The 21,563-nt window shown below is 31.3% G+C and carries 23 protein-coding genes and 1 tRNA gene; 12 read left to right on the top strand and 12 right to left on the bottom strand.

The features are described 5' to 3' along the window. Positions 1 to 248: 248 nt before the first annotated feature. From AAC024_RS04740 to AAC024_RS04730, 3 genes are all read right to left on the bottom strand, one after another. Entirely contained in the window at positions 249 to 611 is a 363-nt protein-coding gene (locus AAC024_RS04740) for a hypothetical protein (RefSeq protein ID WP_339894064.1), read from the bottom strand. Between the two features lie 296 nt (positions 612 to 907). Then, a tRNA-Gly gene (locus tag AAC024_RS04735) sits at positions 908 to 980 on the bottom strand. A 50-nt stretch (positions 981 to 1,030) separates the two neighbouring features. After that, on the bottom strand, positions 1,031 to 1,456 hold the full coding sequence (locus tag AAC024_RS04730) for a GNAT family N-acetyltransferase (RefSeq protein ID WP_339894063.1): 426 nt from the start codon (positions 1,454 to 1,456) through the stop codon (positions 1,031 to 1,033). A gap of 47 nt (positions 1,457 to 1,503) precedes the next feature. On the opposite strand from AAC024_RS04730, the gene AAC024_RS04725 reads away from it, so the two are divergent. Together AAC024_RS04725 and AAC024_RS04720 are read left to right on the top strand one after the other, a co-directional pair. Then, complete coding sequence (locus AAC024_RS04725) at positions 1,504 to 1,980, top strand: GNAT family N-acetyltransferase (protein WP_339894062.1); 477 nt, start codon at positions 1,504 to 1,506, stop codon at positions 1,978 to 1,980. Between the two features lie 76 nt (positions 1,981 to 2,056). Then, positions 2,057 to 2,824: a M48 family metalloprotease gene (locus AAC024_RS04720; protein ID WP_339894061.1), complete on the top strand. Its 768-nt coding sequence runs from the start codon at positions 2,057 to 2,059 to the stop codon at positions 2,822 to 2,824. Positions 2,825 to 2,920: 96 nt separating this feature from the next. On the opposite strand, the gene AAC024_RS04715 is transcribed toward AAC024_RS04720, so the two are convergent. Then, positions 2,921 to 3,325: an ankyrin repeat domain-containing protein gene (locus tag AAC024_RS04715; protein ID WP_339894060.1), complete on the bottom strand. Its 405-nt coding sequence runs from the start codon at positions 3,323 to 3,325 to the stop codon at positions 2,921 to 2,923. Between the two features lie 252 nt (positions 3,326 to 3,577). Between AAC024_RS04715 and gpmI the strand changes: the two genes are divergently transcribed. Then, positions 3,578 to 5,092, top strand: coding sequence for a 2,3-bisphosphoglycerate-independent phosphoglycerate mutase (gene gpmI, locus AAC024_RS04710; RefSeq protein ID WP_339894059.1), 1,515 nt, complete (start codon positions 3,578 to 3,580; stop codon positions 5,090 to 5,092). 49 nt (positions 5,093 to 5,141) lie between these two features. Next, a complete protein-coding gene (locus AAC024_RS04705; protein ID WP_339894058.1) occupies positions 5,142 to 5,546 on the top strand; it encodes a hydrolase in 405 nt (134 codons plus the stop codon). A gap of 3 nt (positions 5,547 to 5,549) precedes the next feature. Here the strand turns inward: AAC024_RS04705 and AAC024_RS04700 are convergent, their stop codons facing one another. After that, complete coding sequence (locus tag AAC024_RS04700; protein WP_339894057.1) at positions 5,550 to 6,815, bottom strand: acetyl-CoA hydrolase/transferase C-terminal domain-containing protein; 1,266 nt, start codon at positions 6,813 to 6,815, stop codon at positions 5,550 to 5,552. Between the two features lie 124 nt (positions 6,816 to 6,939). Here AAC024_RS04700 and map point away from each other — a divergent pair, with 124 nt between their 5' ends. From map to AAC024_RS04685, 3 genes are all read left to right on the top strand, one after another. Beyond that, positions 6,940 to 7,758, top strand: a complete 819-nt coding sequence (gene map, locus AAC024_RS04695) for a type I methionyl aminopeptidase (RefSeq protein ID WP_339894056.1) — start codon at positions 6,940 to 6,942, stop codon at positions 7,756 to 7,758. 63 nt (positions 7,759 to 7,821) lie between these two features. Continuing rightward, positions 7,822 to 8,193: a GxxExxY protein gene (locus tag AAC024_RS04690; RefSeq protein WP_339894055.1), complete on the top strand. Its 372-nt coding sequence runs from the start codon at positions 7,822 to 7,824 to the stop codon at positions 8,191 to 8,193. A gap of 37 nt (positions 8,194 to 8,230) precedes the next feature. Beyond that, positions 8,231 to 8,995: a class I SAM-dependent methyltransferase gene (locus AAC024_RS04685; protein ID WP_339894054.1), complete on the top strand. Its 765-nt coding sequence runs from the start codon at positions 8,231 to 8,233 to the stop codon at positions 8,993 to 8,995. Here AAC024_RS04685 and AAC024_RS04680 read toward each other — a convergent pair whose 3' ends face one another. Then, positions 8,996 to 9,973 carry an FAD:protein FMN transferase gene (locus AAC024_RS04680; protein ID WP_339894053.1) on the bottom strand — a complete coding sequence of 326 codons (978 nt, stop codon included), beginning with the start codon at positions 9,971 to 9,973 and terminating at the stop codon, positions 8,996 to 8,998. A 19-nt stretch (positions 9,974 to 9,992) separates the two neighbouring features. Further along, on the bottom strand, positions 9,993 to 10,370 hold the full coding sequence (locus AAC024_RS04675; RefSeq protein WP_339894052.1) for a Na(+)-translocating NADH-quinone reductase subunit F: 378 nt from the start codon (positions 10,368 to 10,370) through the stop codon (positions 9,993 to 9,995). A gap of 100 nt (positions 10,371 to 10,470) precedes the next feature. On the opposite strand from AAC024_RS04675, the gene AAC024_RS04670 reads away from it, so the two are divergent. The 4 genes from AAC024_RS04670 (at position 10,471) to AAC024_RS04655 (ending at position 16,433) form a co-directional block, all read left to right on the top strand. Then, positions 10,471 to 11,625 (top strand): hypothetical protein, encoded by a 1,155-nt coding sequence (locus tag AAC024_RS04670; RefSeq protein WP_339894051.1) that lies wholly within the window; start codon positions 10,471 to 10,473, stop codon positions 11,623 to 11,625. 279 nt (positions 11,626 to 11,904) lie between these two features. Continuing rightward, positions 11,905 to 12,477, top strand: coding sequence for a sigma-70 family RNA polymerase sigma factor (locus AAC024_RS04665; protein WP_339894050.1), 573 nt, complete (start codon positions 11,905 to 11,907; stop codon positions 12,475 to 12,477). A 7-nt stretch (positions 12,478 to 12,484) separates the two neighbouring features. Beyond that, entirely contained in the window at positions 12,485 to 13,225 is a 741-nt protein-coding gene (locus tag AAC024_RS04660; protein ID WP_339894049.1) for a tetratricopeptide repeat protein, read from the top strand. 13 nt (positions 13,226 to 13,238) lie between these two features. Continuing rightward, positions 13,239 to 16,433 (top strand): CHAT domain-containing protein, encoded by a 3,195-nt coding sequence (locus tag AAC024_RS04655; RefSeq protein WP_339894048.1) that lies wholly within the window; start codon positions 13,239 to 13,241, stop codon positions 16,431 to 16,433. Between the two features lie 9 nt (positions 16,434 to 16,442). Here AAC024_RS04655 and AAC024_RS04650 read toward each other — a convergent pair whose 3' ends face one another. Next, positions 16,443 to 17,312, bottom strand: a complete 870-nt coding sequence (locus AAC024_RS04650) for a DUF4846 domain-containing protein (protein ID WP_339894047.1) — start codon at positions 17,310 to 17,312, stop codon at positions 16,443 to 16,445. Positions 17,313 to 17,423: 111 nt separating this feature from the next. On the opposite strand from AAC024_RS04650, the gene AAC024_RS04645 reads away from it, so the two are divergent. Continuing rightward, complete coding sequence (locus tag AAC024_RS04645; RefSeq protein WP_339894046.1) at positions 17,424 to 17,876, top strand: Na(+)-translocating NADH-quinone reductase subunit F; 453 nt, start codon at positions 17,424 to 17,426, stop codon at positions 17,874 to 17,876. A 153-nt stretch (positions 17,877 to 18,029) separates the two neighbouring features. Here the strand turns inward: AAC024_RS04645 and nqrF are convergent, their stop codons facing one another. Genes nqrF through AAC024_RS04625 form a run of 4 tightly spaced genes read right to left on the bottom strand, consistent with a single transcriptional unit; the run spans position 18,030 to position 21,563 of the window. After that, the gene (gene nqrF / locus AAC024_RS04640; protein WP_339894045.1) at positions 18,030 to 19,337 is read right to left on the bottom strand and encodes an NADH:ubiquinone reductase (Na(+)-transporting) subunit F; all 1,308 of its coding nucleotides are present in this window, start codon (positions 19,335 to 19,337) and stop codon (positions 18,030 to 18,032) included. A gap of 1 nt (position 19,338) precedes the next feature. After that, positions 19,339 to 20,085, bottom strand: coding sequence for an NADH:ubiquinone reductase (Na(+)-transporting) subunit E (gene nqrE / locus AAC024_RS04635; protein ID WP_339894044.1), 747 nt, complete (start codon positions 20,083 to 20,085; stop codon positions 19,339 to 19,341). 56 nt (positions 20,086 to 20,141) lie between these two features. Beyond that, on the bottom strand, positions 20,142 to 20,810 hold the full coding sequence (locus AAC024_RS04630; protein ID WP_339894043.1) for an NADH:ubiquinone reductase (Na(+)-transporting) subunit D: 669 nt from the start codon (positions 20,808 to 20,810) through the stop codon (positions 20,142 to 20,144). 3 nt (positions 20,811 to 20,813) lie between these two features. Continuing rightward, a complete protein-coding gene (locus AAC024_RS04625; protein WP_339754484.1) occupies positions 20,814 to 21,563 on the bottom strand; it encodes a Na(+)-translocating NADH-quinone reductase subunit C in 750 nt (249 codons plus the stop codon).

Raw genomic sequence — 21,563 nt, 5'->3', positions numbered from 1 at the left:
AACAGTTTCCCTCCTAATAAGGAGGGATTAAGGGAGGTGTGAATTTTCAATTAATCTTTTACTGAGAATGGATCAAAAAAATTACGAATATTCTCTTGGTTAAACCATAGAAATCCCTAACGCGGGTAAGCAATTTCAATTAAACTTTGTTTTTTCATTTTAACCTTTAATAATTGAATTGCTATTGTAAAAAGCCTTGACAAAATTTTTGTCAAGGCTTTATTTATATCGTAAAGTATAATCGAGTCTTAATAATTATTCAAAAGATCTCTATACTCTTTTAGGTCAGCAATATTTGCTTTGTTGTTAAGGTTTCTTATAAGAGAAATTAAGTACTTAAGACTTTCTACTGGAGATGCATCATTGCTTGCCACAACAGTACCATCTTCATCAATAGGCTCATCATCAAGCATAGGAATAAGAAATGATTCATTTCCTTCTATATGTTCATAAGTTAGCCTAAGTACTTTTACTACTAAAGGAATTTGCGCTTCTAAAGCATATGTTCTTAATTCCTTGATATCATCGACTAATTTATCTGTATTGATCCCTGTCTTATCTAGGTTCTTAAGAATTTTATCGATTAATTTTATTGCTTTTTTATTTTCCAATGGTGTAGATTATATAAATAATTAACTTCTTATCGTTGCAAATTTATATTATTAAAAGACAAATACAGTTGTTTTTTGACAATTTTGTTTCTTAAACTTGAACAATTATAGTAATTCCTTTTTACAAAAAAACTATTTAATGAAAAAACAAAAAAAGCCTCAAATTTCTATAAAGCTTTGAGCGGGAGACTAGGTTCCCTTCGTCTGCGCTCAAGATAAAAGTCTCACCTTACTTTCTTATACATTATTAACTTAACAAACTAAAAAAAGTCCCATCGTTATGATGAGACTTTTAGAGCGAGAGACCAGGTTCGAACTGGCGACATTCAGCTTGGAAGGCTGACGCTCTACCAACTGAGCTACTCTCGCATTAGCGGTTGCAAATATATATAATCTCTTCCTTTTAGTGCAATAAAAAATCAAAGCTTTTTCAAAAAATGATACCCCAAAATTTTAAAGCCCTCATTAAAATAAAATTTGTGAGACGGTGAATTTGCAACGTATGTATTTAACTCTATAGCTTCGAACCCTTTAGCTTTCGCGTAATTATAAATCCAATCAAAAAATCGCTTCCCTAAACCTTGTCCTCTATAATTATCATCTATAAAAACATGATCTGGTTCTACACTTTTTCCAGAATAATGCCTAGTGCAATACCACAATCCACAGACACCAATAAGCTTTTCACTATCATAAATAACCGCACATTCATAGTTTTGCGTTATCATTTCAGAAAAACGTTGTTTTAAAATGGCATCAGAATCTTGATTCCCATTAAGCTTTTGAACCAAAGGAATAACTGAATGTATCTTATCCTTTTCTAAAATTTTAAAAATAAATGCCATAAAAATGTTTTAAGTGAAGATAATAATTCCTCAAAATATATTTAATTTTGAAGAATACTAAAATCAAAAAAATTATCAGTACTTCAAGTTATACAATAAAAATTATTAGTTCAAAGGAAACTTACTCTGTAAGACATTCTGTTTTAAGAATAGGAAAACCCATTGAATCTTGCGTTTTTAATGGAGACGATCTTGAAACCACCATACATTTAGGGATTTTTGCAAAAGAAAATTTGATAGGTATTTGTTCCTTTTTTAAAAACACCAACCCTAATATTCCTGAAAAACAGCAATTTCAACTCAGAGGAATGGCTATTTTAAAACCATATCAAGGCAAAGGTTTAGGCAAAATTATTTTAAAACACGGAGAAACTTTACTTAAAGACAAAAATGCAAAAATAATTTGGTGCAACGCAAGAGAAAATGCAGTGAATTTTTACAAAAAGAATAGATATCAAATTAATGGTGAATCATTCAATATAAAGGATATTGGTTTGCATTTTTTAATGTATAAAGTACTATAAGTGACTTAATTTTAAAACAAGTGTCAAATAATTATAAACTAAAAATTCGTAATTTTAGTTACAAAATTTTTTTTAAATGAGAGGAAGAAATCTAAAATTTCGATTATTAATTGGCGCAGCAATAGCTTTGTTTTTTGTTTTCAAAAGGTGTAGCCAACAAGAAGTTAACCCTTATACAGGCAGAACTCAAACCATATCAATGACTCCTGACAAAGAAATTGCTATTGGTTTACAAAGCGCTCCACAGATGGCGCAACAGCATGGTGGTTTACATCCAAATGCTCAATATCAAGCTTTAGTTGATAATGTTGGAAACAAATTAATAAACAATAGCATTGCTAAAGAAACACCTTATAAATACGAGTTTCATTTACTAGCTGATCCAAACACCATTAATGCTTTTGCATTACCTGGAGGGCAAATATTTATTACTCATGCCCTTTTTTCCAAATTAGAAAACGAAGACCAATTAGCAGGTGTATTAGGACACGAAGTTGGACATGTTTTAGGAAGACATAGTGCAGAACGGATTGCAGAAAGCGAGTATTGGCAAGGACTATCTACAGCAGGCTCAGTAGGCGCAGACATGGGAGGACTAGTAAATGGCATTGGACAAAATACATTACTTACTAATGGAAGAGATGATGAATTAGAAAGTGATGACCTTGGTGTTAAATTTATGATTAAGGCTGGTTATAATCCTAAAGAAATGATTGGTGTCATGAAAATTTTAAAAGATGCTGCTGGTCCAAATCGTGTTCCAGAAATGCAAAGCACCCACCCTGACCCCGACAGCAGAATTGAAAAAATTGAAGCAGCAATTGAAAAATATAAAAATCAGTAATTCCAATTTAATTTTAAAATGGTATCGAACAAAAAAGCCTCGATAAACGAGACCTTTTTTAAGAGTGACTAACTCAAATAATTATAAGTTTTATAATTATTTTCTTTTTTTAGATTTTACTTCTCCTATTGCATTTACAATAATAGCTTCAGCATCTTTTGCTCCATGTATTTGCGCATATTTTAAAGCGGTCATTTTTTTATCAGACTTTGCTTTTAAATTAGCTCCGTGTACAATTAAAAGTTTTAAAATATCCGTTCTGTTATACTTTGCAGCATACATAACTGGAGTCATGCCATTAGATTTTGCATTAACATCTGCGCCTCTACTAATAAGCTTTTGAACAGTTTCTAAATCGCCTTTAGCAATAGACACACAAAAGGAATTCACTTTAAAAAAAGTTTCTACTTCGTAATTAACAGTTGAATTTACAGGGGTTGCATTTACTGATACAATTGAAAAGCATAATGCGATTGCGGAAATAATGATTGTTTTTTTCATGATGAAAGATTTTAATTTGATTTATTGATTTACGTTTTTTGATATACTAAATAGACGATAATAAATTCAATCTGTTACACACAAAAACATTTATAACACATTTTTAACGTTTATTTCACACATTATTAACGAAATCGTTTTCTTTAATAAATAATGTAAAAATCCATAAAAACAAGGCTTTTCAAAGGTTTTATTAGTTCCTTTTATTAGAAACTTACGTATCTTTGTTTGGTTTTAAATTTTAACAAAAAAATGAACAAAAAAGTTATTTTAATGATACTTGACGGTTGGGGAAATTCTCCAGATCCTAAGGTTTCAGCTATCGATCACGCCAAAACTCCATTTATAGATTCATTATATAAAAAATACCCTTACGCTACACTTCGTACAGATGGTTTACATGTAGGTTTACCTGAAGGACAAATGGGAAATAGCGAAGTGGGACATATGAATCTAGGCGCAGGAAGAATTGTATATCAAGATTTAGCAAAAATTAATTTAGCTATAGAAAAAGATACATTGAAAGATGAAAAAGTCTTAATTGATGCATTGAAATATGCTTCAGATAATAAGAAAAACGTTCATTTTTTAGGATTATTAAGTAATGGAGGTGTTCATTCACACACTAGCCATTTAAAAGGTTTTATTGACGCAGCAAATAAAGCTGGAGTAAATTCTTTTGTTCATGCTTTTACAGATGGTAGAGACGTAGATCCCAAGTCAGGTAAAGGTTATGTGGCTGATTTAGAAAATCATATTAAAGGCACAAACACAAAAATAGCAACCATAACTGGGCGTTATTATGCCATGGATAGAGATAAACGTTGGGAACGGGTAAAACTAGCTTATGATGGTATTATAAATGGAATTGGCACAAAAATAACAAATCCTACATCGGCAATTCAGGCAAATTATGACAACGATATTACTGATGAATTTATCAAACCTTTAATCATTACAGATAACAACAATGAACCTATTGCTAAAGTTCAAAAGGATGATGTTATTATCTTTTTTAATTTTAGAACAGATAGAGGCCGTGAATTAACAGAAATGTTAAGTCAAAAAGATTTCCCAGAATATAACACTAAAAAAATCGACTTATATTATGTTACCATAACAAATTATAACGATGCTTTTGAAGGTGTAAAAGTTATTTTTAATAAAGATAATATTACGGAAACAATTGGTGAAGTGCTGGCTAAACATGGCAAAAAACAAATTAGAATTGCTGAAACTGAGAAATATCCTCATGTTACATTTTTCTTTTCAGGCGGACAAGAAACACCTTTTAAGGGAGAATCTCGTATCCTTAAAAACTCACCAAAAGTTGCAACTTACGACTTAAAACCAGAAATGAGCGCATACGAATTAAAAGATGCTCTAGTTCCAGAACTTGAAAAAGGAGAAGTTGATTTTGTTTGCTTAAATTTTGCAAATGGTGATATGGTTGGGCATACTGGTATTATGGAAGCAGCAATAAAAGCTTGTGAAGCTGTTGATGCATGTGTAAAAGATGTTGTTACCACAGCTTTAAATAATGGTTATACTACACTTCTTATAGCAGATCATGGAAACTGTGAAACCATGATAAACCCTGATGGCTCTCCAAATACCGCACATACTACAAATCCTGTTCCTGTTATTTTAATTGATAATGAACTCACCGAAATTAAAGATGGTATTTTAGGCGATATGGCACCTACTATATTAAAACTTATGAATATTGAACAACCAGCTGCCATGACCCAGCATGCGTTGGTTTAACAAAAAAATAAAAAGTTTAACTTTACAGTTAATTAATGCCTTAGATTGAATGAATTTTAACGATACACGTATTATTGCTATAGATTTTGATGGTACTATTGTTGAAGATGCTTACCCAAAAATAGGCAAACCCATTTTGTTTGCTTTTGAAACCTTAAAAAAGTTACAAGAAGACGGTCATCGTCTTATTTTATGGACCTATCGATCTGGTGATAAACTAAATGAAGCTGTTTCTTTTTGTGAAGAAAATGGCATTCATTTTTATGCCGTAAATAAAAGTTTTTCGGAAGAAGAATACACAGATGATATTAGCAGAAAGATTAATGCCGATTTGTTTATTGATGATAGAAACATAGGAGGCTTCCCAGGTTGGGGCGAAGTTTATCAAATGCTAACAAATTCTTCACCGCCTATTCCTGAAAATAAAAAAGGTTTTTGGAATCTATTTAAATAACTCTTAAATTAATTCAAAATAAGTTTTATTAATAGATTCTCTATGATTTGGATGTGCTATATCAACCAATGCTTTAACGCGTTGTTTAATTGTTTTTCCATATAAATTTGCAATACCATATTCGGTAACTACATATTGTACATGTGCCCTTGTAGTTACCACCCCAGCGCCAGGTTTTAAACTTGGTACAATTCTACTAATACCTTTTTTTGTTATAGATGGTAATGCAATAATCGCCTTTCCTCCTTCGCTAAGCGAAGCGCCTCTAATATAATCCATTTGACCACCAACACCAGAATACATTTTTGCACCAATAGAATCAGCACATACTTGTCCTGTTAAATCTACCTCAATAGCAGAATTTATGGCCACCATTTTAGGGTTTTGTTTAATTATTGAAACATCATTCACATAATCAGACGCCCTCATCTCTACAAAAGGATTATCATCAACATAATCATATAAGCGTTTAGACCCTATTAAAAAAGTAGCTAAAGCACGACCAGGGCTAATATTTTTAAAATTCCCATTTATAACATCGTTCAAAATTAAATCTATCACACCATCAGAAAACATTTCTGTGTGCAAACCTAAATTTTTATGATTTGTGAGTCGAGTTAAAACAGCATTTGGTATAGACCCAATTCCCATTTGTAAGGTACTTTCATCATCAATTAAACTTGCCACATAATCTCCAATTTGATTTTCAACCTCAGAAGGTAATCCAAAAGCATGTGCAGGTATTGGCTCATTACATTCTACAAATAAATCTATTTCTGTATGATGAATAATGCCATCGCCATGAGTTCTTGGCATCTGAGGATTTACTTGAGCAATAACAATTTTTGCATTTTCTATTGCGGCTAATGTTGCTTCTACCGAAACACCTAATGAGCAATACCCGTGTTTATCTGGGACAGACACATGAATTAAAGTCACATCCAGAGGCAAAATATTTCTTTTAAATAATAAGGGTAATTCGCTTAGAAAAACCGGAGTATAAGACCCATTACCAGCAGCTAATGTATGCCTAACATTACTTCCAATAAAGAATGAATTAACATGAAAACTTTTTTTTAATTTAGGATTAGCATAAGGCGCTTCCCCTTCAACATGCAAATGGCAAACCTCAACGTTTTGTAATTCTTCATGGCGTTCGGTCATTGCTTTAATCAAGATCTGAGGAGCTGCCGCTGCTGCTTGAACATAGACTCTATTATTGGATTTTATAACCTTAACAGCCTCTGCTGCACTAACAACTTTATACATGATTCACATAGTTTAATAAACAAAATTATCTATTTATAATCTAAAAAAAACTGTCATAGGTCATGAAACGATAAAAATTATCAACACACAATTTTTTAAGTATCTTTGCCATTATTTTTTAAGTATGATAATAGTAAAAACAGCAGAGGAAATTGAATTAATGCGTGAAAGCGCCTTAATAGTATCAAAAACTTTAGGGGAATTAGCAAAAGCTATAAAACCTGGAGTAACAACGCTTCAATTAGATAAAATTGCTGAAGCATGTGTTAGAGACCACGGAGCTATTCCTGGTTTTTTAGGATTATATGATTTTCCTAATACGCTATGTATGAGTCCTAATTCGCAAGTTGTTCATGGTATTCCAAACAAAGATCCTTTAGTTGAAGGAGATATTGTCTCTATTGATTGTGGCGCTCTTAAAAATGGGTTTTACGGTGATCATGCTTATACCTTTGCGGTAGGTGAAATTGATTCTGAAACCGAGAAATTACTTCAGGTAACTAAAGAATCTTTATATGTTGGTATAAGAGAATTTAAAGCTAATAATCGTGTAGGCGATGTTGGTTATGCCATTCAAAAATATTGTGAAGACCATGGTTATGGTGTAGTAAGAGAATTAGTCGGTCATGGTTTAGGCAGCAAAATGCATGAAGATCCAGAAATGCCAAATTACGGAAAACGAGGAAGAGGCAAAAAATTTGTTGAAGGTATGGTAGTAGCCATAGAACCAATGATAAATATGGGAACGCATCGTATTAAACAACATAGAGATGGTTGGACTATTACCACGCAAGACAATAAACCTTCTGCCCATTTTGAACACGATGTCGCTTTAATTAATGGTAAACCAGAATTGCTTTCAACCTTTGCATATATTTATGAGGCTTTAGGTATTACTTCTACCGAAGAAGATGAATTCAGACAAAAAGCTTTGGTGCTTTAAAATTTTCTATTACACGAAGATTCACTGAGTTTTCTCAGAGAAACACAAAGAGTTTATATAATAATGGACAAAATAACAGAAAAAATTATTGGAGCTACTATTGAGGATCATAAAGCTCTTGGTCCTGGCTTGTTAGAATCTGCTTATCAAGAATGCCTCTTCTATGAATTAAAAGCCCTTGGCTATTCTGTTAAAAAAGAAGTATCTCTTCCTATTATTTACAAAGATATTAGGTTAGACCATGGTTATAGAATTGACTTACTGGTTGAAAATATTGTAGTTGAAATAAAAACTGTTGAACAATTTACTGATGTTCATTCTGCTCAAATTTTGACATATATGAAGTTGGGAGATTATCCATTGGGACTATTATTGAATTTTAACACTAAACTTTTAAAAAATGGAATCAAACGATTTATTAATACACCTCAGTGAAACTTTGTGATTTCTCTGTGAATCTCTGCGAAACAATTTGAAAAAACTCTTCAAAATAATTCTAAAAATAATCCCTAGACCTTTACTTATAAGGTTAAGCTACATTGCACGTCCTGTTTTAGCATTTTTTCTAAAAGGTGATAAATTTATTGACCCTATTGATGGAAAGCGTTTTAAAGCATTTTTACCTTACGGATATGGCAACCAACGCGACAATGTGTTATCGCCTTCAACATTAAGTTTAGAGCGTCATAGATTACTTTGGTTATATCTTAAAAATGAAACTAATTTCTTTTCAAAAAACTTAAAAATTTTACATTTTGCTCCAGAACAAGCATTTTATAAACGGTTCAAAAACATGCGCAATTTAGATTATGTTACCACAGATTTAAATTCTCCGCTAGCAGATGTTAAAGCAGATATTTGCAACCTTCCTTTTAAAAATAATGAATTTGATGTTATTTTATGCAACCATGTTTTAGAACATATACCAGATGACACGAAGGCAATGCAAGAATTATATCGAGTTTTAAAAGTTGGCGGCATGGGTGTTTTTCAAATTCCTCAGGATTTAAACAGAGCAATTACTTTTGAAGATGATAGCATCACAGATAAAAAAGCGCGTGCTAAAATATTTGGGCAGTACGACCATGTTCGCGTTTACGGTCTTGATTATTTTGATAAACTAAGAAGTATTGGTTTTAAAGTAGAAGTAGTAGATTATACCTCAACTTTATCCGATGAAAAAATAACCCAATACTGCTTAGCTAAAGGTGAAATAATTCCTGTGGTTTATAAATAATTAACGCTCTGGAAAACCATTTAAGGCAAGCGTTTCCAATTCTTTATTATCATTCTCAAAAATTAAAAACACTTTAAGTTCTGGGTGTGATTTCAAAAACGTTTTAACTTTATCAATGCCCATTGATTTAAATGCTGTAGCATAGGCATCGGCAGTCATACAATCATTAGCAATTACTGATATACTCAATAAATTTGTTTTACTAGGATACCCTGTTTCAGCATCAATTATATGTGCATATCGATTTCCGTTTTCATCAACTTTAAACTTCCTATACGTGCCTGAAGTAGCCATAGCTTCATCTTGCAAGGTAATAGCTTTTAATATAGATTGCTTTCCTTCAAAATTTGGCTCCTCTACTCCTACTTTCCAGTTACTTTGCTTTTCAGAATTAATTCCCTTTACTCTTATTTCACCTCCAATTTCAATTAAATAATTATTTACTTTTTGAGATTCAAGAAATTCCCCTATTACATCTACGGCATAACCTTTAGCTATCGCATTAAACTCTATATAAACATTAGGATTAGATTTCCTTATGGTATTATCATGTCTATAGGTTTTATCATAGCCTACATATTGCATTAAGCTATCAATTTTTAAACTGTCTATAACATCAATAGTATGTTCTGCACCAAATTTCCATGCATTAACTACATTTCCAATTGATGGGTCGAAAGCGCCTTCTGTTTGACCAAAAATTTCTTTAGAAGCATCATAAACTTTTTTAAAATGTTCATCAATTTCAAAAGATTCATTTCTATTCAATTTTGAAATATCTGAATTAGCTTGATAGGTTGACATTGATTTATTAATCACATAAAACAAACTATCAATTTTTGTTTCATAATTGACATCAGAGTCATAAATAATAGAATAACTAGTTCCAAAAACAGTTCCCGCAAGTTTTGTGTTTTTAGGTTCTTCCTTACAAGAAAACAAAACACAAATTATGGATATAACTAATAAATTCCGCATAAATAATAAATATGATTTTTTAATTCAAATTGGTCTCTAAAACTTGAATACCATTATACTCCAACAAATAATCTTGATTTAAATAAATGGGCTCTTTTTCTCCTTCAACACTACCAATACCAACACCTGCGTACAAAACCTTAGCATCTTTTTCTCTTGCATGGTTTTTAAATGACTCCATCCAAACCACATCATAATTATTAGGATTTTCTGGTAAAATAACTGCGCGTACTATAACAAAAAAATATTGTTTGTTTTTGTCTATACACACAAACTGAGGGTGTTTTTTAAGTTTACTATTTACTGCAATAAACTCAAAACCACGCTGCTCTAAATCTTTTCCAACATGATTCATGGCCAGATTGTGTAATTCTTGTTCTGTTAATGGCTTACCCATGCTACAAAAATACTATAAAAGAAGAACTGATGATGACATTTTATAAATGTTTCGATGAGATGGTATAATAATCACATAACCTGTAAAAACCCTTTTTATTATGAAAACTTCAATTCCTTATTTATCTCTTTTAGCAGTTTTATTTTTTTCCTGCGGACAACAAAAAGAAAATACTGATTATGCAGAATTTGATTATGATTCTGAAACTTATTATGAGGAGAATCGAAACGAGAATCAAAATTATCAAACTGCAAAAACTAATACATCAAACTATAATAAGTTAAAAGGTTATAAAGTAATGAGTAAAAAGTTTGGTATGCCTCTTGGCACTATGCCAATTCCTTCAACATGGAACAAGAGTAATAAAGCAAAAGAAGGTGTTTTATTTGAATCTAATGATGGTGTGAAGGTTTACGGAGAGCGTTTTAAATCGCATTTTTACTCTAATAATCAACAACAAAATTATTATGCAAAACAAGGAGGCAGCATTATACAGCCTCCAAAAACTATAAATAGAGTCATCCAAGAAGATTTAAAACCTTATTTAGAGTCTCAAGGTTTACGCTTGGTAAATCAGTTTCCAATCCCCCAATTAGCACAATTTGACAAACGGTTTGACAGCTATTTATTCAAGTCTAGTCCAGAAAACAAACAATATCAGTGCATTGCCACAGAATGGGAAGATAAAAATGGAGGCAAATCAATCGGGATTATTCGTTATTTCACAAATCAATATACAACTATAGGCGGCATGGATTGGGGTTATACATTTAATTCAATGGAAGCTCCAAAAGACAACTATGAGCAAGCTAAAAAGGCACTTATAAACGCCCTAGTAAACTTTCAAATAAATCCAAAATGGGTTCAAGCCAATAACAGACATTATTCGAATTTATCGCAACAAAGTAATGCAGGTCACCAACAACGTATGGCAGCAATTAATGCTCAAGGGCAAGCTATTAGAAACAATGGCAAAACTTACAGTTCTATAACTGATAGCAATCATGAAAGTTGGAAACGTAGAAACGGTATAACTGATGCTGGACATTCCAATAGCATAAATAGTGGCGTTTGGGAAAGAAGCACCGTTTCAAACCCTAATACTGGTCAAACCTATCAAGTAGAAGGTCAAAACAGCTATTATTATGGTAATAACAATAATGAATACATAGGAACAAATGATGCCTTATATAATCCAAATATTGATAATTCAATGAACGATCAAGAATGGACGCAATACAACATTGAAAACTGAATATGATGACATTTTAATTCGATTACGATGCTTTATAAACCTTTATGAGATCAATAAATTATATAGCGTTATAACTCTTTTAATGTCTATAATAATTACAAAATATAAGCTCGGGAAATAATATCACCACAGAAAATTATGATCGACGATAAATTTAAATTATGAAAAGAAATAAAATAAAAAATCAATCTAAAGTAGATTATCGAATTATTAACCATTTGGTAGTGTAGTATTTGGTGCAAAATGAAATAATTGTATCTTTCCTCTAGCTATTAATTCATGGGGAAGTCTTTACATTTATTAAGTCAATCAGAACTCGTTTTTGCTATAAAATCAAACGAATCAGATGTTTTAAAACATTTTTATACAACGAATTACAAAAAAATAGAAGTGTTAATTCTGAAAAACAGTGGTTCTGTTGAACATGCTAAAGATATTTACCAAGACGCGTTTATTACCGTATGGACACATGTCAAAAATGATAAATTCACGCCAAAAAACGATACAGCGTTGCAAGGTTATTTATATACAATTGCAAAAAATAAATGGACGGATGTTTTAAGATCTAAATCCTTTAAAAATTCAAAATCTTTAGATTATGAAGCATTGACTTTTGTTAAAGATGAAGAGCAAAATAAAAATGAAGATTTAGAAAATAATAAATTAAAAATGGTAATGGTTGCGTTTAAAAATTTAGGACAACCATGCAAACAATTATTAAGTACATTTTATTTTGATAAAAAATCTTTAAAAGATATTGCATCAGAATTACAAATAGAAGAAACCACAGCCCGTAATAAAAAGTACAGATGTATGGAAAAATTACGTGCTATGGTTTTAGCCTCAAAATAATTAAAGGTTGAAAGATAATAGCGACATATCAAAAGAATTATTAGAAATTATAGAACGCTATATAAACGGTTCTATGACGACTCAAGAATTGAAAGATTTTAATCAACTTCTTGAGCTTGATGATGATTTTAAAATTAAAGTTGCAGATATTAAAACGATGCTAACGGGTATCGAGACCCAATCTTTAAAAGAACAACTTGATGAATTTCATGAAGATATCCCTAAAACGTTTATCAAAAAATCAGTTGATAAAACAGTTAGGTATTTAAATTTAAGCAAAATGGCAGCAGCGGCGGCTATTATTATTGCTGTTGGTAGTATTTGGTTTTTTAGCACCCCTGAAAACGAGAAGCTTTATACTAATTATTTTAAACCAGACCCAGGTTTACCAACAACCATGAGTAGTACCGATAATTTCGATTTTTATGATGCCATGGTAAAATACAAACATGGTGATTACAACATTGCTATTGAAAAATGGCAAGCTCTAGTTGAAAGAAAACCTGAAAATGATACTTTAAATTACTTTTTAGGAGTAGCACATTTAGCTAATAAAAATGTGATTGATGCTATTCCTTTTTTAGAAAGAACGGTGCAATCAAAAGATACTTTTCCACTTATAAACGACGCTCATTATTATTTAGGCTTAGCTTATTTAAAGGAAGGTAATACAGAACTTGCCAGAATACACATTGGTTTAAGTAATACTAATGATGCTAAAGAACTTATTTTAAAACTTACTGATTAAATCCTTTAATCAAATGCTTAATGAAATTACAAATTTTAGGTGCATTTTTTATGTCATCCTTCTTTTTAGTGTGCTTAAGTTTCAAGCTCAAACTAAAATAGAGCGCATAAATACACTCATAGAGCAAGATTCATTAAACCAAGCAGAATCAATTATAAAAAGTGATGTTGAAGAATTAAAAGAAAACAAAAATTATCATGAATTAGTTTATTACATATTTCCTTTAGGGAAAATAAGTATTATCAGAGATAACTTTAATAAAGCTGAATCAGACAGCAAAGATTTATTATTATATATTGAAAAATCCACTTCAAATTCTGAAACACTTCATCTAGCCAATATTGAGTTTTCTAAACTTTGCTTAGACATAGGAAATTTACCAGAAGCTTATAATTATGGTGAAAAAGCTAAAGCTCATGCTTTAAAATATAATGATGCTACAAGTTTACTAAATAGCGCGTATTATTTAGCAGATTATGGCATGAAACTAGGACAAGTAGAGCTTCTAGATACACATATTAGAAAAGCTGATAGTATAATAGTTAATAACCCAAATTCAAGATTTAAAATAACAGCACGTGTTTACAACTTGTTTGGAGCTCTTATGTTTTTTACCTCTAAGCAAGATAGTGCCATCTATTATTTTGAAAAAGCATTAAAGCACATCCCAAATTTAGAACAAAACGAAGAAAATAAACTATACTTACCCTCCGCTATTAAAGGAAATATGTCTTTAATAAAATTGAATCAAGGTAAACCTACAGAGGCAAAATTTTTAATTCAATCATCTATTCAACTAGCAAAAAAATTTCTTGAAAAAACGAAAAACCATCCTCTAGAAAACCGTGTAAAAAGGAATCTTATGATTGGATATAGTAACCTAAATGGACTTTACTATGATTTAGGCGATTTTGAAAAATCTGATTTTATTACAAAAATAGCATTTGATTATACTAAAAAAAACTTTCCTGAAAATTCACAAGAATATTTTATGGCTTCTTTATCTGTTGCTGAAGTAAAAATACAAAGAAGAGATTTTGAAGAAGCCATATACTATTTAGATAATGCAAGTACAAGTTTAGAGAAAATAGTAGGAGATAATTTTCAACTCAAAGCATTTTTATATAATGAGTATGCAAATATTTACCACTTAACTAATGAATTTGATAAAGCTTTAGAGTACAGAGAACTAAGCGATTTAAATTACTCTAAATCAAACCCTAATGCTTATGATTCAAACAAACTATATAACACTATGAATTTGGCTCTAGCCTATTCTAAATTTGGAGACAAAGAAAAAGCTATTAACACAGTTCAAGATGCCTACGATTATTTTTATAAAACCAAAGGAGAAAAAGATTATTTTACAAATGCTTTAATGCTCACATTCGCCAAAGTATATTTCAATTTAAAAATGTATAAAGAAAGCTTAATGTGGACTAACAAAAGCTTAATAATTTATAGCAAAAATGATTCTGATAAAACTATTGATAAGGTTTATTTTGAGGAAGATAAAGCAGAAATTTATATTATAAATGCACAATCTAAATTTCACCTGTCCGAAACAAAAGATAGTATATTTTTAAAAGACATATTATCTGATGTTGATAATGCTATTAAAGCCATTGAAGAAAAAAAAATTTCCATCAATTCGTTTAAAGATATAAGCACATTAATAGAAGACAATACAACAGTTTTTGATTTTGCAAAAAAAATAAATTTAGAATTGTACGATCTAACCAATAACACTTCATATTTAGATAAAACAATAAGTCTTCATGAATCTGCGCTATACAATAGAATAAGGGCTAGATTAAATACAAAGCCTAATATTTCATTTTCCAACATACCAAAACATATAGCCGATAGAGAAAATGAGCTAAGAGCATTGCAAAACAACAAGGAAGCAAATTTTGAATTATTAATGTTAAATAATGATACATGGCATAACTTTTTAGACACACTAAAAACAGCTTACCCAAAATATTATAAAATGCGTTATGCCACTATTGAAAAACCATTAGATAGTATATATAAAAAGATACCTAAAAACACTACCGCCATTCGTTATTTGTTTATTAAAGAAAGTTTATATGGCGTAGTTATAACTGCAAATGACAAGTATATTTTAAAACTTGACGCCAAAAATGTACTAGCTTATATTTCGCAATTATCCATAGACCAATCAAATATTGAAACCACTAGTTTAAAACTTTATGAATTATATAAACAGTTATGGAAACCCATAGAAAACAAAATCAATACTGAAAATATTATCATAATTCCTGATGGTGAATTATTCAATTTAAGTTTTGAAAGTTTAACACCAAAACGAATAAGTTCATTTAAAGAGATAGCCACCAATAGCCTTCTTGCAAAACATACTATTTCTTATAATTATAGTTTATTATTACTGGATAAAGCCAAAAAAATTATTGACTATAAAAATGATTTTGTGGCCTTTGCTCCTGAGTTTAATACTAAAATGAAGGAAGAGTATAGTTTGGCAATTACTGATTCTCTTTCCATAGACAAGACTTACCTTAGTTTACTACCACAACCGTTTAGTGTAGATTTGGCAAAAGAGTATTCCAGATTATTTAATGGCGACTTTTTTATAAATGAAAGAGCTTCCAAACAAATATTTACAAACGAAGCTAATGAGCATAAAATAATTCATATAGGAACCCATGCTGAATCAAATAATATAACCCCAGAATTATCGCGTTTAATTTTTGCTAAAAACAGTTCTGACGAAGATAATTCTCTTTATACTTATGAAATTTATAATCAAAATCTAAATTCAAATTTAGCAATACTTACAGCATGCGAAACAGGAAAACCAACCTATCAGGCAGGAGAAGGCATGATTTCTTTAGCACATGCTTTTAACTATGCTGGGAGCGAAAGCATTTTAACTAGCCTTTGGAAAATTGATGAACAATCTAGTGCTAAAATTATTGATTTGTTTTATAAAAATATTTCTAATGGATTAGCCAAAGATAAAGCACTTAAAAAAGCTAAGCTTGACTATATTTCTTTAGCAGAAGGCAGAACAGTTTCGCCACAATATTGGGCAGGATTGGTGTTAATTGGTGATACTTCACCAATTGAGTTACAAACTTCAACAAATATTTTATGGTACCTATTGAGTGCCTTATTAGTTATTCTTGCTACAATTTTTATTATTAAAACGCGTAGAAAATAAAAGAAGAAATTATTTAAATCTTACAAACTTAGAATTCATAAATGTATAATTAGAAACAGGTATTACAGCATCCTTTTTTAAGCTATACCAAGGTGAAATTACAGCATCCTCTAAATTCTTAACTAAATGAACACTTTGGGCGGGTGTATTGCCCTGAAACAATAAATACAACTTCTCCCCTTTCTGATTTACAACCTCATCACAAATCATAACAATATGCCCAAGGGAACCACCTTTAATTAGCATATCACCCAATTTTAAATTTTTGGCATCATTAATTTTAGGCAGTTCATTATAAAGCGACAACGTCCCAGAATACATATAAATCAAGTTTAAATACTTATAGAAATTTTCTTTTGAGTGATTTATTGAAGCAGTTTTATTAAACGACACCTTATTACCTTTTATTATTGGTCTATAACCTTCAGCATATTGTTTCCAAGAACAATAATGTCCGCTAGTAAAGTTGAAGCCAATTTTATCTTTTTGATTAATCTTCCAAAAGTATTCGCTTCTAATTCTAATGAGAGCATCTGCACATTGTTGCAAGCCATTTTTTGGTACGGGGATATTTAAGATTCCAATATGGCCACCTTGCCAGAAATATTCAGTATCATCATAATTTATAATTTTAGCACCAAAAGGTTTTAGCTTATAATTACGAAGATAGTCTTGGAAACTTCCTTTTGTATATGCAACACGTTTATAACCATTAGGGGTATTTATTCTAGATTTTATAGTGAGACTATCTTTGTTTATTAAACTAGGCGTTTCAATAACAGCAGCAATAGTTTTGATTGCTTTTTCATCAGGTTTAAACTGCAGAAATATTACTACCAACAAAACTAAAACAACAACAATTCTTAAAATATTCTTCATGATAAACTAACGGTTGTAAAAGCTTCATTCGTACTTGCTTTTGAAAAATTTAAGAATAATTTCACAGTTAAAATAAATCTTTTTAGTAATTTCAGGTAAAAACAATACCTTATGAAAACGACTCCTCGTTTAGAATCGGCTTTAAGAAAACTCTACACAGCGTTTCATAATAACACATTAAACCCAGAATGTTGTAAGCAATGTGCCGTCGGCAATATTTTGAATCATACTGATAGTTGGAAACATCTATCAGATTCTCATGGTGCTTTGGAACTTAATTATGTTGGTAAAGTGCATCAAGCTTTAGGTCGAAAATTTAATGGCTATTCGCCATTAGAGTTATTAAAAATTGAAAACATATTCCTAAATACTTGTGGCTACCAATTACCGTTACATTATAAAAATGAAAAGCCACAGAATCCGACGGATAAAGCGGTTTTATTTAATGGTTTATGTGCTGTTATCAGTTTTTTATGCGAATTGGATAACATTAAAAATGTGATGGATTACAAAAGGTTGTTTGAATTTGAAGATGAAAGACCTAAATATGAATTATCTTCTTAATCAAAATAAACCATTTACGCTCAAAAACAAAAAAAGACCTGTCAGGTTTTAAAAACCTGACAGGTCTGAGAAAAATTTTTATGAGATTCCTATTTTAAGTGGATTCCGCGTCAAGTACGATATAACAAGCTTAATCAAATATCGCTTAGCAATCTATCCTCCAAAGTCATCAAATCTAATATGCTCATCTGGGATACCAAAATCTTCTCCCATTTTTTGAACTGCTTTGTTCATTAATGGAGGTCCACAGAAATATAATTCGATATCTTCTGGAGACTCATGATGATTTAAGTAGTTATCAATTACACAGTTGTGAATAAATCCAACAAAACCATCTCCAGGAGCATCAATATTTTCTTTTACTTTCCAATTATCTTCTTCCATAGGTTCAGATAATGCTAAATAGAATTTAAAATTCGGGAAATCTTTTTCCAATTGATGAAAATGATCTAAGTAAAATAATTCGCGCTTAGAACGTCCACCATACCAATACGATACTTTTCTACCTGTCTTTAAAGTTCTGAATAAGTGGTATAAATGCGAACGCATTGGTGCCATTCCTGCACCACCACCTACATAAAGCATCTCAGATTCAGATTCGTTAATGAAGAATTCTCCATAAGGTCCTGAAATTGTAACTTTATCTCCTGGTTTTTGATTAAATATATAAGAAGAAGCTATGCCTGGATTAACATCCATCCAACCTCCTTTGACTCTATCAAAGGGAGGTGTGGCAATACGCACATTTAACATAACCTCTTTACCTTCAGCAGGATAAGACGCCATTGAGTAAGCTCTTTCAACTGTATCTGTATTTTTCATTACTAATGGCCACAATTTAAACTTGTCCCATTCATCTTGAAATTTATCTGGTGTTTCGTGCTCTTCAGGATGGGCAGTAATGTCCATATCCTCGAACTTGACTTCACAAGGAGGAATCTCTATTTGAATATATCCTCCTGCTTTATAACCCATATCTTCAGGAATTTCAACAACAAACTCCTTAATAAAAGAAGCTACATTATAATTTCTTACTACAGTTGCTTCCCATTTTTTAATACCAAATACCTCTTCTGGAATAGTAATTACCATGTCTTGTTTTACTTTAACTTGACATGCTAAACGTATCCCTTCTTGCAGTTCTTTTCTTGTGAAATGAGGCGTTTCAGTAGGTAAAGCTTCACCTCCGCCTGATAATACATGACATTCGCATTGAAGACAGGTACCACCTCCACCACAAGCTGATGGTAAGAATATTTTTTGGTTGCCTAAGGTTGTAAGCAGTGTATCGCCAGAAGCCACTTCAATTTCCTTTTCATCATTAATTGTAATCATTACAGGGCCTGAAGGTGCTAATTTTTGTTTTACAAACAATAACAATGTTACCAATAACAATGTCACTACTAAAAAAGCTACTATTGTGGCTACGACTGTTCCTAATGTACCTACGGTTAAGATCATGTTACTTTATTACTTTAATATTATTATCGGCTATTGATTTTGTTTTTTTAACTTGTTTGGCCATCTTAATTTCATCTTCACTTGGGTTACTTTCAATTACTGCCGTTTTCACTTCTTTTGCTTCTTCATCTCCTCCAGTCAACATCCCTCCAAAACTCATAAACCCAATTGCCATTAAACCAGTGATAATAAATGTAATCCCCAATCCTCTTAATGCTGGTGGCACATTTGAATATTTGATTTTTTCGCGAATGGCTGCAATAGCTAAAATTGCTAAAAACCAACCAATACCAGAACTCACTCCATAATTAAAAGCTAATCCTAAGGTTTCAATCTCACGAGATTGCATAAATAAAGACCCTCCTAAAATGGCGCAGTTTACTGCAATCAATGGCAAGAAAATCCCTAATGAATTATATAATGCTGGCGAAAATTTTTCTACAACTATTTCTACTAATTGCACCATAGTAGCTATGGTTGCAATAAATAATATAAAAGACAGAAAACTAAGGTCGTATTCTGCAAATTCAGGTCCTAACCAAGCCAATGCACCTTCTTGTAAAATATATTGATCCAATAACCAGTTTAAGGGTACGGTTACTGCCAACACAAATATTACAGCTGAACCTAAACCAATCGCTGTAGTAACTTTTTTAGAGACTGCAAGGTATGAGCACATCCCAAGGAATGTGGCAAATATTAAGTTGTCTATAAAAATTGATTTAAAAAATAACTCTATGTGTTCCATTTTTTTATGTATTGTAATCTTAAAACTTATTTATTGACTTCTAGTATCATTGTTTATTATATATCACAATGTCCTACAAGTTCGTCTTCCAATAAATCTTTATTCCTTGAGCGTTGTATCCAAATAATAATCCCAACCACTATAAGTGCCATAGGTGATAGTAGCATAAATCCGTTGTTTTCATAACCTAAAGCATAGACTCCAGTTTTTTCGATAGGATCTCCTAAAACTTTAAACCCAAGTAAGGTTCCAGATCCTAATAATTCCCTAAAGAACCCAATAATTACCAAAATGAGACCATATCCTAAGGCATTTCCAATGCCATCAAGAAAAGATGGCCAAGGCTTGTTAGCTAAAGCAAATGCTTCAAAGCGTCCCATAATGATACAGTTCGTGATAATTAATCCAACAAATACCGATAGTGTTTTACTCAACTCATAAGCGTAGGCTTTTAGTACCTGATCTACTATAATTACCAGTGTTGCAACAACTATTAACTGCACTATAATCCTAATTTTTGATGGAATAATATTTCGCATCAATGAAATAATCACATTCCCTACACCTAACACAAATAGTACAGAAATTGACATAACAATAGAAGCTTCCAACTCTGCTGTAATTGCCAATGCCGAACAAATACCCAATACTTGAATGGTTATTGGATTATTATCTGCTAAAGGGTCTAGTATTAATCTTGCATCTTTTTTTGATAAAAGTCCCATAAATTAGTTTTTTAAATTTTCGAAATAAGGTAGGTATAGTCTCAATTCAGATTTAATCATTGCCGATACACCATCTCCTGTTATAGTTGCTCCTGCAATGGCATCTACCTCATTGTCTTTTTTATCCATGTTTTTTGGGTCTGCATTACTTTTTGAAACATTAATACCTTTGAAGTTATTAGACTCGTCAAATAAATATTCACCAATAAAATCATCCATAAAAAAACGTTGATTAATATTGGCTCCCAGACCAGGCGTCTCACCTTTATGGTCAAAAAACGCACCTAGAACCACCATGTTTTCATCTAATGCCACATAACCCCAAATGGCATCCCATAAACCTTTTCCTCTTATTGGTGCGATATAATATTTTATACCGTCTTTTTCTCCTATAAGTAAAGGCAAGCGTCTTACATGGCTTGGACCTTTAGCCAAAGCATGTTCTTTTTTAAGGTCTAGCAAATAAGCGTTATTATCTTCGCTAATTTTATCTCCTTGGATTATAAACTGTTTGGTAATATATTTTTTGAACTCATCTTCAACAATATCTTTTGAAACAAAGCTCATGCTACTCTCTTCATTCTCGTTTACACCCATCGCATACAAAATATTAAGTTGTTTTTCTATACGCTTGTTTTCATCTATTTTATCTTTAAATCCTGATGCAGCAAAAGCCAATATTGAGCCAACCACTACAACCATTCCAATGGCAAAAAGTAGGGTATAAGAATTTTTATCAGTTGTCTTTTCCAT

The sequence above is a fragment of the uncultured Algibacter sp. genome (assembly GCF_963976535.1).
Taxonomy (GTDB): Bacteria; Bacteroidota; Bacteroidia; order Flavobacteriales; family Flavobacteriaceae; genus Algibacter_B.
The sequence above is the reverse complement of the archived record's forward strand: the minus strand, read 5'-3'. Positions and strand labels throughout refer to the sequence as shown.

Coding starts and splice junctions, on each gene's coding strand:
- AAC024_RS04730 (WP_339894063.1), bottom strand. CDS start 1,456: ATGGCATTTATTTTTAAAATTTTAGAAAAGGATAAGATACATTCAGTT.
- AAC024_RS04675 (WP_339894052.1), bottom strand. CDS start 10,370: ATGGGTAAGCCATTAACAGAACAAGAATTACACAATCTGGCCATGAAT.
- AAC024_RS04705 (WP_339894058.1), top strand. CDS start 5,142: ATGAATTTTAACGATACACGTATTATTGCTATAGATTTTGATGGTACT.
- AAC024_RS04645 (WP_339894046.1), top strand. CDS start 17,424: ATGAAAACGACTCCTCGTTTAGAATCGGCTTTAAGAAAACTCTACACA.
- AAC024_RS04670 (WP_339894051.1), top strand. CDS start 10,471: ATGAAAACTTCAATTCCTTATTTATCTCTTTTAGCAGTTTTATTTTTT.
- AAC024_RS04720 (WP_339894061.1), top strand. CDS start 2,057: ATGAGAGGAAGAAATCTAAAATTTCGATTATTAATTGGCGCAGCAATA.
- AAC024_RS04715 (WP_339894060.1), bottom strand. CDS start 3,325: ATGAAAAAAACAATCATTATTTCCGCAATCGCATTATGCTTTTCAATT.
- AAC024_RS04630 (WP_339894043.1), bottom strand. CDS start 20,810: ATGGGACTTTTATCAAAAAAAGATGCAAGATTAATACTAGACCCTTTA.
- AAC024_RS04700 (WP_339894057.1), bottom strand. CDS start 6,815: ATGTATAAAGTTGTTAGTGCAGCAGAGGCTGTTAAGGTTATAAAATCC.
- nqrE (WP_339894044.1), bottom strand. CDS start 20,085: ATGGAACACATAGAGTTATTTTTTAAATCAATTTTTATAGACAACTTA.
- AAC024_RS04625 (WP_339754484.1), bottom strand. CDS start 21,563: ATGGAAAAGACAACTGATAAAAATTCTTATACCCTACTTTTTGCCATT.
- map (WP_339894056.1), top strand. CDS start 6,940: ATGATAATAGTAAAAACAGCAGAGGAAATTGAATTAATGCGTGAAAGC.
- nqrF (WP_339894045.1), bottom strand. CDS start 19,337: ATGATCTTAACCGTAGGTACATTAGGAACAGTCGTAGCCACAATAGTA.
- gpmI (WP_339894059.1), top strand. CDS start 3,578: ATGAACAAAAAAGTTATTTTAATGATACTTGACGGTTGGGGAAATTCT.
- AAC024_RS04690 (WP_339894055.1), top strand. CDS start 7,822: ATGGACAAAATAACAGAAAAAATTATTGGAGCTACTATTGAGGATCAT.
- AAC024_RS04650 (WP_339894047.1), bottom strand. CDS start 17,312: ATGAAGAATATTTTAAGAATTGTTGTTGTTTTAGTTTTGTTGGTAGTA.
- AAC024_RS04665 (WP_339894050.1), top strand. CDS start 11,905: ATGGGGAAGTCTTTACATTTATTAAGTCAATCAGAACTCGTTTTTGCT.
- AAC024_RS04655 (WP_339894048.1), top strand. CDS start 13,239: ATGCTTAATGAAATTACAAATTTTAGGTGCATTTTTTATGTCATCCTT.
- AAC024_RS04680 (WP_339894053.1), bottom strand. CDS start 9,973: ATGCGGAATTTATTAGTTATATCCATAATTTGTGTTTTGTTTTCTTGT.